15 protein-coding genes and 1 other RNA gene are annotated in these 18,550 nt (G+C 61.7%); 7 read left to right on the forward strand and 9 right to left on the reverse strand.

Features of this window, described 5'->3' with window-relative positions; all coding sequences use genetic code 11:
• Positions 1 to 228 precede the first annotated feature (228 nt).
• Together FDM28_RS13795 and FDM28_RS13800 are read left to right on the forward strand one after the other, a co-directional pair.
• Positions 229 to 2,283, forward strand: coding sequence for a sodium-translocating pyrophosphatase (locus FDM28_RS13795; protein ID WP_138516024.1), 2,055 nt, complete (start codon positions 229 to 231; stop codon positions 2,281 to 2,283).
• A gap of 117 nt (positions 2,284 to 2,400) precedes the next feature.
• Positions 2,401 to 3,072: a response regulator transcription factor gene (locus FDM28_RS13800; RefSeq protein WP_138516026.1), complete on the forward strand. Its 672-nt coding sequence runs from the start codon at positions 2,401 to 2,403 to the stop codon at positions 3,070 to 3,072.
• On the opposite strand, the gene FDM28_RS13805 is transcribed toward FDM28_RS13800, so the two are convergent.
• Genes FDM28_RS13805 through FDM28_RS13815 form a run of 3 tightly spaced genes read right to left on the reverse strand, consistent with a single transcriptional unit; the run spans position 3,069 to position 7,902 of the window.
• Positions 3,069 to 5,039, reverse strand: coding sequence for a hybrid sensor histidine kinase/response regulator (locus FDM28_RS13805; RefSeq protein ID WP_240792011.1), 1,971 nt, complete (start codon positions 5,037 to 5,039; stop codon positions 3,069 to 3,071). The two genes, FDM28_RS13800 and FDM28_RS13805, sit on opposite strands and share 4 nt — an antisense overlap.
• The gene (locus FDM28_RS13810) at positions 5,021 to 5,953 is read right to left on the reverse strand and encodes an ABC transporter substrate-binding protein (RefSeq protein WP_138516030.1); all 933 of its coding nucleotides are present in this window, start codon (positions 5,951 to 5,953) and stop codon (positions 5,021 to 5,023) included. The genes FDM28_RS13805 and FDM28_RS13810 overlap by 19 nt, the downstream gene beginning before the upstream one ends.
• A gap of 5 nt (positions 5,954 to 5,958) precedes the next feature.
• Positions 5,959 to 7,902, reverse strand: a complete 1,944-nt coding sequence (locus tag FDM28_RS13815; protein ID WP_138516032.1) for a TonB-dependent receptor plug domain-containing protein — start codon at positions 7,900 to 7,902, stop codon at positions 5,959 to 5,961.
• A 94-nt stretch (positions 7,903 to 7,996) separates the two neighbouring features.
• Between FDM28_RS13815 and moaA the strand changes: the two genes are divergently transcribed.
• Complete coding sequence (gene moaA / locus FDM28_RS13820; protein WP_138516034.1) at positions 7,997 to 9,145, forward strand: GTP 3',8-cyclase MoaA; 1,149 nt, start codon at positions 7,997 to 7,999, stop codon at positions 9,143 to 9,145.
• A 1-nt stretch (position 9,146) separates the two neighbouring features.
• Here the strand turns inward: moaA and rnhA are convergent, their stop codons facing one another.
• A complete protein-coding gene (gene rnhA, locus FDM28_RS13825; protein ID WP_138516337.1) occupies positions 9,147 to 9,602 on the reverse strand; it encodes a ribonuclease HI in 456 nt (151 codons plus the stop codon).
• Positions 9,603 to 9,610: 8 nt separating this feature from the next.
• Complete coding sequence (locus FDM28_RS13830) at positions 9,611 to 10,411, reverse strand: class I SAM-dependent methyltransferase (RefSeq protein WP_240792012.1); 801 nt, start codon at positions 10,409 to 10,411, stop codon at positions 9,611 to 9,613.
• On the opposite strand from FDM28_RS13830, the gene gloB reads away from it, so the two are divergent.
• Together gloB and FDM28_RS13840 are read left to right on the forward strand one after the other, a co-directional pair.
• Positions 10,410 to 11,180 (forward strand): hydroxyacylglutathione hydrolase, encoded by a 771-nt coding sequence (gloB, locus tag FDM28_RS13835; RefSeq protein ID WP_138516036.1) that lies wholly within the window; start codon positions 10,410 to 10,412, stop codon positions 11,178 to 11,180. The genes FDM28_RS13830 and gloB overlap by 2 nt on opposite strands.
• Positions 11,177 to 12,847 (forward strand): transglycosylase SLT domain-containing protein, encoded by a 1,671-nt coding sequence (locus FDM28_RS13840; RefSeq protein ID WP_138516038.1) that lies wholly within the window; start codon positions 11,177 to 11,179, stop codon positions 12,845 to 12,847. Before gloB ends, FDM28_RS13840 begins: the two co-directional genes overlap by 4 nt.
• Positions 12,848 to 12,894: 47 nt before the next feature.
• Here FDM28_RS13840 and FDM28_RS13845 read toward each other — a convergent pair whose 3' ends face one another.
• The 4 genes from FDM28_RS13845 to dnaX are packed head-to-tail and all read right to left on the reverse strand — an operon-like array spanning position 12,895 to position 16,408.
• Positions 12,895 to 13,308, reverse strand: coding sequence for an MAPEG family protein (locus tag FDM28_RS13845; RefSeq protein ID WP_138516040.1), 414 nt, complete (start codon positions 13,306 to 13,308; stop codon positions 12,895 to 12,897).
• 36 nt (positions 13,309 to 13,344) lie between these two features.
• A complete protein-coding gene (recR, locus tag FDM28_RS13850) occupies positions 13,345 to 13,935 on the reverse strand; it encodes a recombination mediator RecR (protein WP_138516042.1) in 591 nt (196 codons plus the stop codon).
• A 22-nt stretch (positions 13,936 to 13,957) separates the two neighbouring features.
• Positions 13,958 to 14,290, reverse strand: coding sequence for a YbaB/EbfC family nucleoid-associated protein (locus tag FDM28_RS13855; protein ID WP_138516044.1), 333 nt, complete (start codon positions 14,288 to 14,290; stop codon positions 13,958 to 13,960).
• A gap of 45 nt (positions 14,291 to 14,335) precedes the next feature.
• Positions 14,336 to 16,408, reverse strand: coding sequence for a DNA polymerase III subunit gamma/tau (gene dnaX, locus FDM28_RS13860; RefSeq protein WP_138516046.1), 2,073 nt, complete (start codon positions 16,406 to 16,408; stop codon positions 14,336 to 14,338).
• Between the two features lie 40 nt (positions 16,409 to 16,448).
• On the opposite strand from dnaX, the gene ffs reads away from it, so the two are divergent.
• Together ffs and FDM28_RS13870 are read left to right on the forward strand one after the other, a co-directional pair.
• Positions 16,449 to 16,544: signal recognition particle sRNA small type (gene ffs / locus FDM28_RS13865), an RNA gene on the forward strand.
• Between the two features lie 34 nt (positions 16,545 to 16,578).
• Positions 16,579 to 18,504: a sensor domain-containing diguanylate cyclase gene (locus FDM28_RS13870; protein ID WP_138516048.1), complete on the forward strand. Its 1,926-nt coding sequence runs from the start codon at positions 16,579 to 16,581 to the stop codon at positions 18,502 to 18,504.
• The last annotated feature ends 46 nt before the right edge of the window (positions 18,505 to 18,550 follow it).

Consider the following 18,550-nt stretch of genomic DNA (forward strand, 5'->3'; position numbering starts at 1 on the left):
GCAATCTCTCTTGGTTTGAGTTGAAACAGGAAACGTACGGATTAACCCGAATTTTACTGACTACACACTTGCGAAATATTCCACGCCCGCGCGAAGCCCGTTACATTGGGTGCGTTGGCCAATCAACTCCCCTTGCCCTGCAGGGTTGGAGCACTGAGGAAGCAACGCAGCGGGGACAACGCTGGCGTTGCTCCCATCTTTGCGAAACAACCATAGAGGAGTATTTCTATGACGGGCAACACAGCGCTTTTTCTGGCGCTTGGCTGTGGGTTGATTGCCGTGGCATACGGCATTTGGGCACGCAGCTGGATTCTCTCCCAAGACCCCGGCAACGCGCGCATGCAGGAAATTGCAGCCGCCATCCAGACCGGTGCAGCGGCTTACCTCGCGCGGCAGTACAAAACCATCGCGATCGTCGGCGTGGTGCTCACCATCCTGATCGGTATCTTTCTGGACAGCCTCTCTGCGGTGGGCTTTGTGCTGGGCGCAGTGCTCTCTGGCGCCTGCGGCTTCATCGGCATGAATGTGTCGGTGCGCGCCAATGTGCGTACGGCGCAGGCTGCTACGCATGGCATCGGGCCCGCGCTGGACGTCGCCTTCCGCGGTGGCGCCATCACCGGCATGCTGGTGGTGGGCCTCGGCCTACTGGGCGTGACCGGTTTTTACTGGTTTCTGGTGCCGGACGGCGCCGTCACCGCCGCCAAGCTCAACCCGCTGATCGGGTTTGCCTTTGGCTCCTCCCTCATTTCCATCTTCGCGCGCCTGGGCGGCGGCATCTTCACCAAAGGGGCTGACGTGGGCGCGGACCTGGTGGGCAAAGTGGAAGCCGGCATTCCGGAAGACGACCCGCGCAACCCGGCCGTGATTGCCGACAACGTGGGCGATAACGTGGGCGATTGCGCCGGCATGGCGGCCGACCTGTTTGAAACCTATGCAGTCACCCTGATCGCCACTATGGTTTTAGGAGCGCTTCTCGCAAGTGGGGCGGGCGCTAACGCCGTTTTATATCCTTTAGCGCTGGGAGCTGTGTCGATTGTGGCGTCCATCATCGGCTGCTTTTTCGTCAAGGCATCGCCCGGCATGAAAAACGTGATGCCGGCTCTCTACAAGGGCCTGGCAGTAGCCGGTGTGCTGTCGCTGATTGCGTTTTACTTTGTGACGCAATCGATGATTGCCGACAACGCCTTGGGCGGTACCGGAGCTGCAGGCAAGCTGTTCGGCGCCTGCGCCGTGGGCCTGGTGCTCACGGCTGCGCTGGTCTGGATCACGGAGTACTACACCGGCACCCAGTACGCGCCTGTTCAGCACATCGCCCAAGCATCTACCACGGGCCACGGCACCAACATCATTGCGGGCTTGGGTGTGTCCATGCGCTCCACCGCCTGGCCAGTGATATTCGTGTGCATGGCTATTTACACCGCCTATGCACTAGCCGGCTTGTATGGCATTGCGATTGCCGCCACGTCCATGCTCAGCATGGCAGGCATCGTGGTCGCGCTGGACGCCTACGGCCCCATCACGGACAACGCCGGCGGTATTGCCGAGATGAGCGAACTGCCTGCCAGCGTGCGGGACATTACCGACCCGCTGGACGCCGTAGGCAACACAACCAAAGCGGTCACCAAAGGCTATGCCATCGGCTCCGCCGGCCTGGCCGCGCTGGTGCTGTTTGCGGACTACACCCACAAGCTTGATGCTTACGGCAAGCACATCAGCTTTGATCTGAGCGACCCGATGGTCATCATCGGCCTGTTCATCGGCGGGCTGATCCCCTACCTGTTCGGCGCCATGGCCATGGAGGCCGTGGGTCGTGCAGCAGGTTCTGTCGTGGTTGAAGTGCGCCGCCAATTCAAGGAAATCAAGGGCATCATGGACGGCAGCGGCAAGCCGGAATATGACACCGCAGTCGACATGCTGACCACCGCCGCCATCAAGGAAATGATGATCCCCAGCCTGCTGCCCGTGGTGGTGCCCATCGTGGTCGGGTTGGCACTCGGCCCGGCCGCCTTGGGAGGCTTGCTCATGGGCACCATCGTGACAGGCCTATTTGTGGCCATCTCCATGTGCACCGGCGGTGGCGCCTGGGACAACGCCAAGAAATACATCGAAGACGGCCACCACGGCGGCAAGGGCTCCGAGACCCACAAGGCCGCCGTGACCGGTGACACCGTGGGCGACCCCTACAAGGACACCGCCGGTCCGGCGGTGAACCCGCTGATCAAGATCATCAACATCGTGGCCTTGCTGATCGTGCCACTCATGATGAAGATCCACGGCGGCTGATACGCGCTGTCACCAGCCAGACAAGGCCCGCATGCCCAGCGCTGCGGGCCTTTGTGTTGTGGGCGTCCAAAGGCCCTCCATGCGCTAATATGCTGCGACTGCCGTCTGCGGCCGGGCATGTCTGCACGGCCCGCCACCACCAAAGAGATCGTTGTGAAAATTCTTGTGATTGATGACCACGCCTTGGTCCGCGAAGGCCTGCACCAAGTCCTCAAAGGGCTGGATGAAAACGTGGTTGTGCTGCAAGCCGGCACCTGCGGGCAGGCGTTTGACATCACCCAACAGCACCTGGACCTGGACCTGGTGCTGTTGGACTACCACCTTCCGGACATGACCGGCCTGGAGGCGCTGGACATTTTCGGCCGCCGCCACCCGGAGCTGCCTATCGTGATGCTCTCCGGCTCAGCGAATACCCAAATCATGCGGCAGGTGCTGCAGTCCGGCGCCTCCGGCTTTGTCACCAAATCCACCTTGAGCGATGAGCTGCTTCATGCCGTGCGCTTGGTGCTGGATGGCGAGGTCTACACCCCCCGCGAGCTCGAAGGCCGCAGCGATGTGAGCGGCTTCGACCAGCTCCCCGACAAAACGCCCCTGACGCAACGCCAGGAATTGGTACTGCGGGAGCTGCTGGATGGCCGGTCCAACAAGGAAATTGCGCTCACCCTGAATGTGTCGGAAGAGACCGTCAAGACCCACGTAGCCGCCATCTTGCGGCACTTTGATGTGCAAAACCGCACCCAAGCCGTGGTGGCTGCCGCCCGCAGCGGCTACCGTCCAGCTACCGCTTAGGCGCTGAACACGTCCACAACGTCCATGGCCTGATTCTCGGCTTTGGACAGTCGGCGCAACAAGCTGCGCAACTTGGCCGGTCGCACCGGCTTGTGCAACAAGGTCAGGCCCGAGAACTGGGCAGCCTGGATGAGCGTGGTATCGGTATCCCCACTCATCAGGCAGGCCGGAATCTGGCGACGAGCGTGCGAGCGCACCATTTCAATCACATCAATGCCATTACGCTCCTCGCCCAAGCGGAAGTCCGACAGCACAAGGTCCGGCGCCGGATAGGCATTGATGAAGTCCAGCGCGTCCTGAACGTTAGCTGCCGCGTTCACCACGCACCCCCAAGAGCTCAGCAGATCGCGCAGAGCTTCGAGCGCGAAGCCATCGTCTTCCACAATCAGGATGCGCATGCCCTCGAGCTCCTGAAAGCCCGCCGGCTCAGAGGCATGAAAGGTCGCCACCGGCACCTCCCGGGGCAAGGCCCGTGGCAACGTGATGGAAAAACGGGTTCCACAACCCAGCCCGGAGCGCAAGGCCACGGTGTGCCCCAACAGCTTGGCCGTGCGCTCCACAATGTTCAAACCCAGGCCCAAGCCCTGCGCCCGGTCCCGCCCCGGGTTACCCACTTGGTAAAACTCCCGAAAGATATCGCGCTGGTGCTCGGGCGAAATGCCGATGCCGCTGTCCGCTACATCAATGCGCAGCTGTGTACCGGCATCGACCACCCGGCAACTCACCAGCACCGTGCCGCGCTCGGTGTAGCGCAGCGCGTTGTTGGCCAAGTTCATCACCATGCGCTGCAACAGCACCGGGTCGGTCAACGCCCACTGGCTGCTGGGCCGCACCCGCAGGCGCAGGCCTTTGCCATCTGCCACGGGCGACAGGGCTTTGCGTATGCCTTGAAACAGCTCGTCCACCGGCGTAGCCACCCGGTGCACCTGCACCGCGCCGGCATCCAGGCGGGATACATCCAGCAAGCCGTCCAGCAAATCCTGCATGGAGTGCACTGAGGCCTCCAGACTACCCACCACCTGGCGGGTTTGCGCATCCAAGGGCAACTGACCCAGGCGTGCCACAAACATGCCCAGCGCGTGGGTGGGCTGGCGCAAATCGTGGCTGGCTGCCGCCAGAAAGCGCGACTTGGCAAGGGTGGCTGTCTCCGCTTCCTCTTTTTTGATGCGCAGTTCGCGGGTCGCGGCCTCCACCCGGTATTCCAGCTCTTCTCGGCCCCACGCCAATCGCTGCGCCATCTGGTTGAGGCGAATCTGCAGGTCATACAAGGGGTCGTTGGGCTGGGCCTCGGAGCTGAGTGTCAAATCCCCCTCCCCGATGCGCTCAATCGTGCGGGACACCCGCATCACCGGCCCGATCACCCCTTCGCCCAAGCGCCACGCCAACAAGCTGCCAATCAACAAGCCCGCCAGACCAATGAGCACGGCCACCAACATGGTTTCATGCCCCCGACTGTCCAGGCGCTCGCGGGTCACCTCCAGCACCACATAGCCGAGTACCGTGCCGGCACCCGGCACGGTTTGTTGCGGGGTATAAAAATCATCCAGCGACACACTGCCACTGGACACACTCTCCCACACCACGTCCACCCCCAAGGCCCGCTGCTGCGCGATGTAACCGGCACCCACCGCCTCGGGCAGTTCCCCGTAATGGCTTCTGCCGGTTTTCGCCAACAATTGGCCGTTGCTGTCGAAAATGGCAACCGACCGGACATCCGCCTCCCGCTGCAAGCCGGACGTGATGGCTTGCAGGGTGGCAATATTCCCGGAGAACAATCCATATTCGCTCGCCATCGCGACCTGGTGCGCCATGAGCTTGTTGCGCATGGTGTGCGCGTCGTCCAAGTCAGAAACCCGGGTGGACCAGAACACGCCCATCAAGGTGAGCACCACCAACACAATGGGGGCAATCACCGCCAACAGCATGCGGGAGCGAATTCCCTGAAAGTTCACTGCCGGCGCTCCCATTTGCGCAAGCGCTCCGTCAGCACCGTCTCATCCAGATTCAGCCCCAATGAGCGGGCTACGTGGTCATTCAGCACAACAGAGAAATCGACCGGGTACTGGGACCCCACAGCAGCCCCCTGCAACTGCGACCGCGCCATGGTGACCGCCTGCAACCCGATTTGTCTGGGGGTGCTGTGCAACGACAGCAAGGCACCCGCACGCACATACGCCGGCGAGAATGCCAGCATGGGCACCCGTGCACGGTAAGTGGCGAGCAGCACATTGGAAATACTGGAGCCGTTGTAGACCTGCGGGTCGGGTATGGCCAGCAATACATCGGTGTCGTCCAACACCGCCTTCAAGCCTGCAAACAAGGTATTGCCGCCGCCCACATAGCCATTCACCAACTCAAACCCGCGGGCCTGCAAGGCAGACTGCACCGCCTGGGCCTGCACGCCAGACTCCGCGCCCCACAGCACGCCAACCTTGCGCGCATCGGGCAGCGCCAGGCGCAGCAACTCGGACTGCCGGGGAAAGGGCTGCTCCAGATACAAAGCGCTTACCGGCGCCTGGGGCTTGCGACCCAACTCCCGCAGTACCCGTTCATACCCTGCCTTGGGAATCAGGGCAGCGACCACCGGCACACGCACGTCACGCGCCAGTACCTTGGAGAGGGCGTCCGTCCCCAACGTCACAATCACTTTGGCCGCGATCAAGGGGGACGCCTCCAGTCCTGGCGCATCTGGCAGGTACAACACTTGCGTCTCAAGTTTGTCCGACACCCGGCCCATTTCTGCCACTACGGTCTGGGCAGCCTCCAAATACCCCGGACTGCGGTCCCCGCTCACAATCACGACATCCGCAGCCTGCGCCGTGCCGGCCCATAGCAGACTCGACAGCAGCAGGCAGAAGCAGCGGAAGTGCTTGCCGAGCATGGTGATTACTGCTCCACCTGCAGGGACACGAATGCCCGCCGATCGAAGCGGAATTTCCAGTCCCCATCGCGGTAAGGTTGGTCCACGTTCTGCAACACGAAGGATATTTCCGCCTTGCTCCGCCCCAAGCGGAAGGGCTTGGCCACGCGGAAGTCGGTGCGCGCCACGGTATACAGCTGCTTGCTGTCGGACATAAGCGCAATGTCCTCGGACTGGGCATGCATCATGGACCAGACATACCCGGCATCGGTGGTGTACATGCCCGCCAGAGACATTGCGTAACGCGCGGCACTGTGGGATACGCGGAAGCGCTCAGCCCCGGCCACATCCGTCCAGGCCTGCGTCAGAAATACCAAAGCGCTGGCGGAGGGTTTCCACTGCAACTGGTGCTCTGCACCAGTGATACGGTAATTGTCGATATTGCGGTAGTCATCAGGATCGCTGTCCTGCGCTTTTTTCGGGCGCTCGATGCCATCTGAAATACGCTCCTCGAACAAACGCATGTCCCCAGACACACCCACCCACGGCAGGCTCAGGTTGTAGCCCAGCTCGCGGCTGTATATTTTTTCGGGGCCGACCTGACCGCTGCTGAGTACCGTGGTGATGGGGTTGGCACCATTCACGTCGTAGTACCGCACAGCGGCGTATTTTTCGTACGCACTCGGCGGACGGAAAGCGGAGGACACCCCCGCACGCAAAGTATGACCGGTTGCCACATGCCAATTGGCCATGACACGGGGGGACACCGTATTGCCCCCCAACTCACTCTGCTCCAGCATGGCCCCGCTATTCAGCACCACGGTGGGCGTCAAGTGCCACTCGGCATTGCCGAACAAACGCTGGAAGTTGGAGGTCACGGAACCTCGGGCATCAAAACTGGCGGGCGACGTGATCACCTCGCGGCGCAGTTCGCCCCCCCATACGGTCCGCCACTCCTCGCTCCAACGGGCGGTGTGCTGCAGGGTCATGGCCTGGGTGACTTCGCGGGCGCCGAAATCGATAGGGATGCCGTAGTAGTTCACACCCGCCGCCGTAGAGAGATAGGGAAAGTTATCCCGGTGCGTGTTCTCGGTATGCGACGCGGTGAATTGCACATCCTGGTCAAAACCCAGAGGCACATGCATGTCTGCCTGAACAAATTGCGCGCCCAAGAAACGGCTCCGCTCCGCATTGCCCGCAGAGCCCGTACTTCCCCGTCCCGCATCAATACCCAAGCTCCCGGCCCGCAACTCCAGCTCCCTGCCTTTGTCCATGGACAGCGCCGCAGACACGTTCACCCGCGACACCCGGTTGACGCCATAGGCTGAACGCAGACCCATATCCCCCCGACTGTCCGCACTCAAGCGGTATGCACTCTCGGTGCTCCCCCAACCAATGCTGGCTGCGGCATCCGCCACTCCGTTATCTCCACCGGTGAAGCGCACGCGGGGGCCAGAGGTTTCCCGGACGTCCCGGGACACGATGTTGACCACCCCCAGGAATGCCCGTGCGCCATAGGCTGCGGAGTTGGAACCGCGCAGAATTTCGATCCGTTCGATGTCATCCATCGCCAGCGTCTGCAGCCCCAAACCCGCCGAGCCTTGCAAATGCCCGGAATACACCGAGCGTCCATCCACGAGTACCTGGATGCGGTTGGCCCAGTCATCGTTGCGGCCGTGGTAGCTGGCCACCGGGGCATCGGTCTCAAACGAGGTCGTTGTCTGGAAGCCCGGCACCAGCCGCAACAAATCGGCAACATCCCGCGCTCCGGACATGCGGATGAAATTGTGATCCAGTACGGTGACCGCTCCCGGGGTTTCATCCAGAGGCTGCGCCAGGCGGGAGACCGATAGCACCACCGGCATTTCGTCCAGAAAGTCCTGCTCAGAAACACCTTGCCGGGCCGTGGACTGGGCCACCACCCAAGGGCTTAGCAATGTCAGTAATATGGCGAGTGGTACTTGTTTCATGGGTCCAGGCCCCAAGACAGTGGCTGCAATTTTGAAGTCCTGTTGATTTTGCACTTTGAATACGCGAATTCACGCACAACCCCGACAAAACGCCATGGCGAACCGCAACACCCGTGTTTTTCCGCTGATCGACGAGCGGACCGTTGGATTTCCCATACGCCCGGCGCCCCCCCCTGCCCTTTCGCCTTCTCACATGCTGCAGGACGCCTTGGGCCGCCCCTTGCGTGACTTGCGCATCAGTGTGACCGACCGCTGCAACTTCCGCTGTAGTTACTGCATGCCCAAAGAGGTGTTTGACAAAGACTACCGCTACCTACACCACAGCGCCCTGCTGAGTTTTGAGGAAATCACCACGCTTGCCCGCGAATTCGTGGCGCTGGGGGTACAAAAAATCCGCCTTACCGGGGGGGAACCCTTGTTGAGGAAAAATATCGAGACCCTGATCGGACAGCTGGCAGAGCTCCGCACCCCGGACGGCCAGGCGCTGGACATCACCCTGACCACCAACGGCGCACTGCTGGCCAAAAAAGCGGCGTCCTTGCGTGACGCCGGGCTCCAGCGTGTGACGGTCAGCCTCGATGCCCTCGACGACACTGTTTTCAAGGCCATGAATGATGTGGACTTTCCGGTGCGGGAGGTGCTCAAGGGCATAGAGGCAGCCCAAACTGCCGGCCTCGGGCCCCTCAAGGTCAACATGGTGGTCAAGCGCGGCACCAATGATCAGGAAATCCTGCCCATGGTGCGTCACTTTAAGGGCAGCGGCGTGGCTCTGCGCTTCATCGAATACATGGATGTAGGTGCCACCAACGGCTGGCGCATGAACGACGTGCTGCCCTCCCACGAGGTGCTGGAGTTGATTCGCCAGCAGATGCCGCTCGTCCCCCTGCCCAGCCGGCAAACCGGGGAAACCGCGCAACGCTGGGGCTTTGCCAAAGCCAATGGCTCGCACGATGCTGCGGCCGGGGAAGTGGGCTTTATCAGCAGCGTGACGCGAGCCTTTTGCGGCGACTGCAATCGCGCCCGCCTCTCTACGGAGGGGCAACTGTACATGTGCCTCTTCGCGGGCAAGGGACACGACTTGCGCACCCTGCTGCGCGCAGGAGCCTCCCCCACCGAACTTCGCCAAGCGATTGCTGGCATCTGGGGGGATCGAAACGATCGTTACTCCGCATTGCGCGGGCTAGCACCCGCCGACGCCTCCGCACCTGTGCGGCGCGTGGAAATGAGCTACATCGGGGGATAGCTCAGGCACGCGCCTTCAAGGCGCTCTCCACCCCCAGGTTGGCCAATGCATCTGCGCGCTCGTTGCCCGGGTCGCCCGCATGGCCTTTGACCCATTGCCAGTCGATCCGATGACCGACGCCATTGACCAAGGCATCCATACGCTGCCAGAGATCCACATTTTTCACCGGTTGCTTGCTGGCGGTCTTCCAACCCTTGGCTTTCCAGCCCGCCAGCCATTCGGTCATGCCCTTAAGCACGTATTGACTGTCCACATGCAGAGTCACGCGACAGGGGCGTTTGAGCGCAGCCAAGGCCTCGATTACCGCCATCATTTCCATGCGGTTATTGGTCGTGCCCAACTCGCCTCCGAACAATTCTTTTTCCGACCCGTCAGCCGAACGCAGCAAAACGCCCCAGCCGCCGGGACCCGGATTGCCTTTGCAGGCGCCATCGGTGTAAATCACCACGGAGGTCAACACATCACTCACACACTGTCCTTTTCACCATTCTTGACGGCAGCAAACTGCGATTGCTGCACCACAGGCACTGTCGCCGGGTTGCGTTGGGCAACGCTGCGCCACTGACTTCCCAGTAAGCGCATGCCACGCACCCGCTTGGTAGCCACTACAAAATAAGTAGCACCAAAAATAGGCCACCAGCGCGCGCCCACCCTGTCCAGCCAGGACCAGCGACGCAGCCACTTCACCGAATCCACCGCCGGGCGGTAGCAGCCGAAACGCCCGACATCCACTTCAAAACTCAAGAGTCGCAGCCAGTCCCGCAGACGCCAATAGCCAATCAAATCGCCCCACTGGGGTAGAAAAACTGCGCCCCAACCGAAGCGCTGGTACCACCGGCTACGCCGCTGCCGCAACCCCCAGAGACTGGCCGGGTTGAGACCACAAATCACCACCTTGCCCTCGGGCACCAGCACACGCTCCACTTCGCGCAGTGTCGCATGCGGATCGGTACTGAACTCCAGCGTGTGGGGCAGCACCAAAAGATCAATGCTGTTGGCCGGAAAAGGCAGCGCGGTAAAGTCTGCATAGAAATCAACCACCGCCACTTGCTTGCCGCTATGCTCCGGTGTCTCGTGCAAGGCAAACCAGCGGTGCGGCATGCGGTTAGCGCGCAAACCCTGCAGTTCTGGTATGCCCAGTTGCAAGGCGTGGTAGCCGAACAAATCGGCGACAGCCTCATCCAACTGGGCCTGCTCCCATGCCAGCAGGTAAGCCCCTGCGGGGGAATCCAACCACCCCTGCAAATCTATAATTTGTGTGCTCATGAACTTGCTACCACTGCCCGCTTTCACCGACAACTACATCTGGATGTTGCACAACGGACGTGACGCTTTGGTAGTCGATCCGGGCGATGCACAACCGGTAATGGATGCGCTGCAGCGCCACGCGTTGACACTGCAAAGCATTTTAGTCACGCATCACCATGCGGACCACACCGGCGGGGTCAATGCACTGCGTGATGCCACCGGCGCACGCGTTTATGGCCCTGCCCGGGAATCCATTCCCGAGCCCCTGACACGCCTGGTGGAAGGCGATGTCGTCCACAGCCTGGGCTTGGATTTTCACGTGCTCGATGTGCCGGGCCATACCGCGGGTCATATTGCTTTTGTGGCAGAACCGGCCGGCGAGGCACCGCTCTTGTTTTGCGGCGACACCTTGTTCAGCGCGGGTTGCGGACGCTTGTTTGAAGGCACTGCGGCACAAATGCTGCACTCGCTGGAAAAGCTGGCAGCACTCCCTGCAAACACCCGGGTGTGCTGCACCCATGAATACACCTTGAGCAATTTGCGCTTTGCAGTGGCTGTGGAGCCAGGCAACAGTGACTTGCGGGACTACCGAGCCCATTGCCAACAACTGCGGGCCCAAGGCCTGCCCACCCTGCCTTCCAGCATGGCGCTGGAAATCCGAATCAACCCTTTTTTGCGCAGCCACCTACCCTCTGTGGCAGAGCCTGTGCGTGCCCATGACCCCCAAGGCACCCAGGCAGCTGGCGTATTTGCCGCGCTGCGCGAATGGAAAAACACTTTTAAATGAACCTGATACGTATTGCCACCGCGAGCATCGTCGTGTTGCTCGCCGGATGCGCGGGCACCCTCAATTCCCCCATGCCTGCAGACCCGCAGGCCGCGCCCCCTAAGCCTGCGCCAGCCGATGGTGACAGTCTGACCCTGCGCCCCAGCCGGGAAATCGTGCGCCCGCGCACGCAGGCGCCCTCCTCTACATCCCCGGCGCTCGGGGCTGCCCGCAACGGCGATGCCGTGCCGCTGACCGCCGTCGCTCCTTTGCCCAGCTCCCGCTCGGTGGCTGCCATTGCTCCGCCGGCTGATTTGTGGGAACGCATCCGGCGCGGCTACGCCATGACCGACCTGGAAAGCGACTTAGTGCAAGACCGCGAACAGTGGTACTCCAGCCGGCCCGACTACATCTTCCGGATGACGGAGCGGTCCAAGAAATACCTCTTCCACATTGTTGAAGAGCTGGAAATCCGCAACATGCCCACTGAGCTGGCGCTGTTGCCGTTCATCGAAAGTGCCTTCAACCCCCAGGCCGTGTCCAACGCCAAGGCTGCTGGTATGTGGCAATTCATGCCGGCCACCGGCAAGTATTTTGAGTTGAAGCAAAACACCTTCCGGGACGACCGGCGCGACGTGCTGGCCTCCACCCGCGCCGCCCTGGACTACCTGCAAAAGCTCTACGGCATGTTTGGCGACTGGCACTTGGCACTGGCCGCTTACAACTGGGGCGAAGGCAGCGTGGCACGCGCCATCGCCAAAAACAAGCGGGCCGGCCTGCCAACCAGCTACACCGACCTCAACATGCCCATGGAGACCCGCTTTTATGTGCCCAAGCTGCAGGCGGTGAAAAACATCGTCTCCAAGCCAGGCAAATACGGCTCCAAGCTGCCATTGATCGAGAACCACCCTTACTTTCAGACTGTCACCATCCGACGTGACATCGATGTCACCTTGGCCGCCAAGTTGGCTGAAGTGGGCGTGGACGACTTCAAGGCTCTGAACCCCTCCATCAACCGGCCGGTGATCCTGGCCGCAGGTACCCCGCAGATTTTGCTGCCCTGGGACAACGCAGAAATCTTCCAATCCAACTTGGAAAGCTACGGTGGAGGCCGCCTCGCCAGCTGGACCGCTTGGGTCGCCCCGACCACCCTGCGCCCTGCCGAGGTAGCCAAACGGGTGGGCATGAGCGAGGCCGATTTGCGCGCCATGAACAATATTCCGCCCAAGGTGGTGATCCGGGCCGGCTCCACACTGCTGGTGCCACGCAATGCCCATATGCCGGATGTGACCGAAAAAGTGGCGGACAACGGGCAGCTGTCCCTGGCCCCGGAAATCACCCTCAAACGCCACACCGTGAAAGCCGGCAAAGGGGATAACGTGGCGAGCATCGCCCGCAAGTACAAAGTCACCCCCGCCAATGTGGCGGAGTGGAACAAAGTGAGCAGCACGGCCGCCTTCAAACCGGGCCACGCCGTGGTGCTGTTTTTGCCTGCCGGGGTGAAGCTCAAAGGCGCTGACAAAGCCACTGCAACCGCCCAAGCCTCTGCCAAAGACAAAGCGGCCCCTAGCAAAAAAGGCAGCACCGGTAAGAGCGCCAGCAGCAAACCCAAGCCGGACGCGAAACTGGCCAAAAACTCCAAAGCCCAAGACAAACCGGGCAAAACGGTCAAAAAGAAACAGGGATAAAAAAAGGGCGCCATTCATGGCGCCCTTTGCGTTGGTCAATGCCTGTTTCAGCGGGAACCCACCAACAAAATACCGACGTTGGTCAAAAAACCTGCAAACCAAAGGGCAGAGCGCACATTGGCCATGCCGGCGACGTACATCATGATGTAGAGCAGGCGCAACACGATAAACAAAAAGGCCAGTACATCCAGCCGCGCCTGCGGGGCACCCAGCTGGTGCGCAATGATGACCGCACCAATAAAGAACGGCAGCGCCTCAAAGCTGTTGGCCTGCGCCCCATTGGCACGGGCACGCCAATCGGTCTGGCGGGCAAGCCACTCACGGGGGTTTACATTGTCATAACCGCCCTGCTTGCGCGGCACGCCAATGCGGCCGTATTTAGCCAGGCCGGCACAGACAATCGGCAATATCGCCGCAATCAGGACACACCAATAAGCAACGGTGAAGTGGGCGTATTGCATGAACAAACGGTCTTTCAAAAAAATAATCGGAAATGCCTAGCGGCGGTCCACCAGCGCGTGGGCGATAGTGCCCAGGTCCACGTACTCCAGCTCACTGCCCACGGGCACGCCACGCGCCAAGCGGGTCGGGCGCAGGCCACGGGCCTTGAGGCCTTCGGCAATCACATAGGCGGTGGCCTCACCCTCAGCGGTGAAGTTGGTTGCGAGGATCACCTCTTGCACCACGCCATCACTGGCCCGGTCAAACAACTTCTTGAAACCCAAATCGTGAGGACCTACCCCGTCCAGCGGGCTGAGCTTGCCCATCAACACAAAGTACAGGCCCTTGTAGGCTCCGGTGCGCTCCATGGCGCTTTGGTCGGCCGGCGTTTCCACCACACAGAGCTGCGTGCGGTCGCGCCGCTCGTCCAAACAGGTGGAGCACACCGCGTCTTGCGTGAAGGTATGACAACGCTCGCAGTGGTGCACCGTGTCGGTCGCCTGCTGCAGCGCGCGGGACAAAAACTGGGCCGCCGGCCGGTCGTGCTGCAGCAAGTGAAACGCCATGCGCTGGGCCGACTTGACGCCCACCCCCGGCAAGCCCCGCAGGGCTTGGATCAGGGTGTCGAGCGCGTTGGTATCCGACATGGCGATGTGCAGCGGGCGGGTGTCAGAACGGGAACTTCATGCCACCGGGCAGGCCCGGCATGCCGGCCGTGATCTTGCCCATTTTTTCAGAAGAGGTTTCTTCGGCCTTGCGCACGGCAGCATTGAACGCAGCGGCCACCAGATCCTCCAGCATGTCTTTGTCGTCGGCCAGCAGGCTGGGGTCGATGGCCACGCGCTTGACGTCGTGCTTGCAAGTCATGGTGACCTTGACCAGGCCCGCACCGGACTCACCGGTCACTTCGATGTTGCCCAACTCGTCCTGGGCTTTTTTCATGTTGTCCTGCATGGCCTGGGCTTGCTTCATCAGGCCCGCGAGTTGTCCTTTGTTGAACATGGTTTTCCTTAAAGGGGGTGAAAAAAGAGAGAAAAGTGATGGCCCTTAAAGGGGCTTGATGGATCCGGGCACGATTTTCGCGCCGTATTCCCGCATCATGGCTTGTACAAAAGGTTGCCCCAGAATTATCCGCTGGGCCGCATCCTGCTTTTCGGCAGACGCTGCCGCATTGCGCCGCGCCGGGCTATCGACCACCCGTCCCACCTCAATGGCCAGTTGCACCGGATAACCGGCCGCATGCAAGGCGTTGGTCAGGCGCTCGCGGGTGCTGGGTTGGTTCAAGGACTCGCGCTCCAGGCGCAGCAACCACTGATCGGCATCGCGCGCAATCAGTTGGGATTGCAGCGCCAGCACCCGTACCATGGCGGTGATGGCCTCGGAAGCGATCAGCTGCTCGACCAACTGGTGCCAGAAGTCGCCCTCTTCCGTCGGCTCGAACCCCACCGCAGCCACAGGCTCATCCAGCGCACTTTCTTGCAACTCCTGCACTGGAATTGCTACGATTTTGGTAGCTGCAGGCGCACTCTGGATGGGCGGTAGAGGCATGGATGACTCATAGTCTTCATCCACATCATCGACCCACGGCGCTTCATAAGCATCATCAACGGCGTCGTCACCCACCTCCGGGGCGAGGTCAGCGTCATCGTCCTGCGAGGCTGTGGAGTCAGGGCTGCTCTCGCGTACCGGCAACACCTGTCCGGGTGGCACGACGCGGTCCGCCACCGCAGGCAATGCCGGCGCCGGGCCGGGAGCAGCAGGAGCATCCTCCCAAGGCTGTACCGCTTTGGGGGCAGCCGGCGCCACGGGCGCTGCGACTGGTGGCACGGGCGTTGTCACCGGAATAGAAGCCGCTACAGGGCTTGCGACGGCAGGAGTAGCAGGTGCCACCGGCACGGGGGCAGGACGCGCCACGGCAGTTGCAGGCAAAGCACTTGCCACTGGCACAGGCGCAGCAGCGACTGCCGCCGGCTGCTGCGCAGCTACGCGCTCAGGAATCGCTAGAGTTTTTTTTTCAGCCGCGGGCTTGAAAGCCAACAAGCGCAGCAGCACCATGGTGAGCGCGGCGTATTCGTCCGGCGCCAGCCCTAGGTCCGCCCGGCCATGCAGGCAGATGCTGTAAAGCAACTGGGTTTCGTCCGCCGGCAACAAGGCTGCCAGGCGGGCAATGTCTGCGGTTTCCGGGTCCGCATCGTCTGCGGCAGCACCACCCACGGCTTGCACCACCGCCATGCGCTGCAAGATGGTGGACATTTCTTCCAGCGTAGAGCCTGCGCTCAGGCCGTTGAGGCGCAAGGCCTCTGAGGTGTCCACCACCGTTTTGCCATCGCCCAAGGCCAGTGCCTCAATCAGGCGGAACACATACGACCGGTCCACGCTGCCCAGCATCTGGCGCACCGTGGCCTCTTGCAACTGGCCGGAGCCAAAAGCGATCGCCTGGTCAGTCAGGCTCAGGGCGTCGCGCATGGAGCCCCGGGCCGCGCGGGCCAACAGGCGCAGGGCTTGGGCTTCGGCGCTGACCTGCTCCACCTCCAGCACTTTCGTCAGGTGCTCGCGGATAGTTTCCGGCGCCATAGGGCGCAGGTTGAACTGCAAGCAGCGGCTCAACACCGTCACCGGCACTTTTTGCGGGTCGGTGGTGGCGAGCACGAACTTGAGGTATTCGGGAGGCTCTTCCAAGGTCTTCAACATCGCGTTGAACGCGGTGTTGGTGAGCATGTGCACCTCGTCAATCATGAAAACCTTGAAGCGCCCTTGCACCGGCTTGTAGACCGCTTGCTCCAGCAGGGCCTGCACTTCGTCCACCCCCCGGTTGGAGGCTGCATCCAGCTCGGTGTAATCGACAAAGCGACCACTATCAATATCAGAGCAGGCCTGGCACACGCCACAAGGGGTAGCGGTGATTCCGCCAGTGCCATCCACGCCTTGGCAGTTGAGCGACTTGGCCAAAATGCGCGACACGGTGGTTTTACCCACGCCCCGGGTGCCGGTGAACAGGTAGGCGTGGTGGAGGCGCTGCGTGGTGAGCGCGTTGGTCAGGGCTTGCACCACATGGTCCTGCCCCACCATTTCTGTGAAATTCCGGGGGCGGTACTTGCGGGCGAGCACGAGATAAGACATGCGAGGATTCTACGGGCTAGTCAGGGGTACAATAGCAGGTGACGGGCCTTCCCGCATGGTGAAGCGGCCAACCGGGTCAGGTGGGGAACCAAGCAGCCCTAACTGTGGAGCCAGTGCCGGGATAAGGCTCGTCAACTACCCTTTTTCTCCTTCTAGAAAACCACGCACACATGGTCATGGGTTTCCTGCGTTGGATCGTGGCTTTGTGCATGTGTGTCAGCGCCTGTGGCGCCCAGACCGTGGGTGGTTCTGCGACCTTCCCCGTCATTGCGCTGCACGCCGACAGCCCCACGTCGATCGACGTCGGCTCCCACGTCGCCTACCTGCAAGACGAAAGCCGCCAACTCAACGCCACCCAGGCTTTGGCAGACGGCCTGCCTTGGATGCCGGTGGCCCGCAGCAGCCCCAACTTCGGATTCACCAATAACGCCTACTGGTTCCGCCTCTACCTGGACAACCAGACCGGCAAACCCCTGGTGCGCTACATCGAGCTGCCGCGCCCGTTTCTGGACGATGTGCGCCTGCTGCAGGTGGTGGATGGCCGAATTCTCAACCGCTACGCCTTGGGCGATGAGCAGCCTTTTCCGCAGCGCACGGTGCAGCACCACCATTTTGTAATGCCACTCACGCTGGAACCCGGGCGCAACGCGGTGTACCTGCGGGTGGCGTCCACCGGCACCGTGGAGGCGCCGCTGCGTATCTGGCAACCCGCTGCGTTTTACGAAGCCTCGGACCAGGAGCACCTGCTGGCAGGCGCCGTCTTCGGCATGCTGGTGGTGATGATTGTTTACAACCTGTTTGTGTACTTTTCCACCCGCGATATCAACTACCTCTACTACATCAGCTTTGTAGCCAGCTACCTGGTGTTTTGGTCCACGCTGAGCGGCTACGCCTTTGCCTATGTGTGGCCCAGCGCCATCCGCTGGAACAGCATTGCCGTGCCCTTCTCGATAGCCAGCGCCTGCTTGTCTGCCTGCCTGTTTGCGGACAACTTTCTCAAGCTGCGCCGCTACGCCCCGCGCACCCACCGGGTGATGAAAGCCATGGGCTGGGTGAGCCTGGGGCTGATGCTGGGCACCGCGGTGTTGCCCTACGCGCTGGTGATCCGGGTGACGTCGGCCTTCATTCTGGTGGTGTCGGTGGCGGCGCTGTCGATTGGCTACTGGCGCTGGTGGCGGGGTGCGCGCTACGCCCGGTTTTATTGCCTGTCGTGGACCTCGGTGTTTGTGGGCGTGAGCGTGCTCACCGTCAGCAAATTCGGCTGGCTGCCGGCGGGCTTCTGGGTCGACAACGCCTCCCAGATCGGGGTGCTGATGCTGGTGGTACTGCTCTCGCTGACTCTGGCCGACCGCATCAACACAGACCGCAGCCTGCGCATCAACGCCCAAGCAGCCGCGCTAGAGCATGCCCGCAAAGCCCGTGCCTCGCAGCACGCCTTGATTCAGGCCACCGAAAACGCCAACCGCGAGCTCGAAGCCAGCGTGCAGACCCGCACCAACGAACTCAACACCACGCTGGACCAGCTGCGCCTGGCCAATGAGCAGCTGCAACGCCTCTCGCAAACCGACAGCCTGACCCAGGTGGGCAACCGCGCGTTTTTTGACCAGTCGCTCGTCACCGAACACAAGCGTGCCAGCCGGCTCAAGCAACCCCTGGCGCTGTTGCTGCTGGACATCGACCATTTCAAAACCATCAACGACACCTACGGCCACCCCGCCGGCGACGCCTGTCTCAAAGCCCTGGCCGACTACATGCGGCGCAAGGTGCAGCGCGCTGGCGACCTGCTGGCCCGCTATGGCGGCGAGGAGTTTGTGGTGCTGCTGATCAACAGCACCCTGGGTGATGCGCTGGATTTGGCAGAAGAATTCCGCGCTGACATTGCCGCCCTGGAAATCCCCATCGACGGCCTCACGCTGCGGGTCACCGCCAGCATTGGCGTGGCCAGCGCCATCCCCGACATGCACTTCACCCCCTCGCAGTTTGTGGGCGATGCCGACAAGGCCTTGTACGAGGCCAAGCACGGCGGGCGCAACTGCGTACGCGCGGCAGCACCCCGTTTGCGGCCCAATGCAGCCGCAGAAGTCACCGAAGCCTAAGAAAAAAGCTCCTGATTTGCTACCAAATCAGGAGCTACTCACGCAT

It is taken from the genome of Rhodoferax bucti (genome assembly GCF_005876985.1).
Lineage (GTDB): Bacteria > Pseudomonadota > Gammaproteobacteria > Burkholderiales > Burkholderiaceae_C > Allorhodoferax > Allorhodoferax bucti.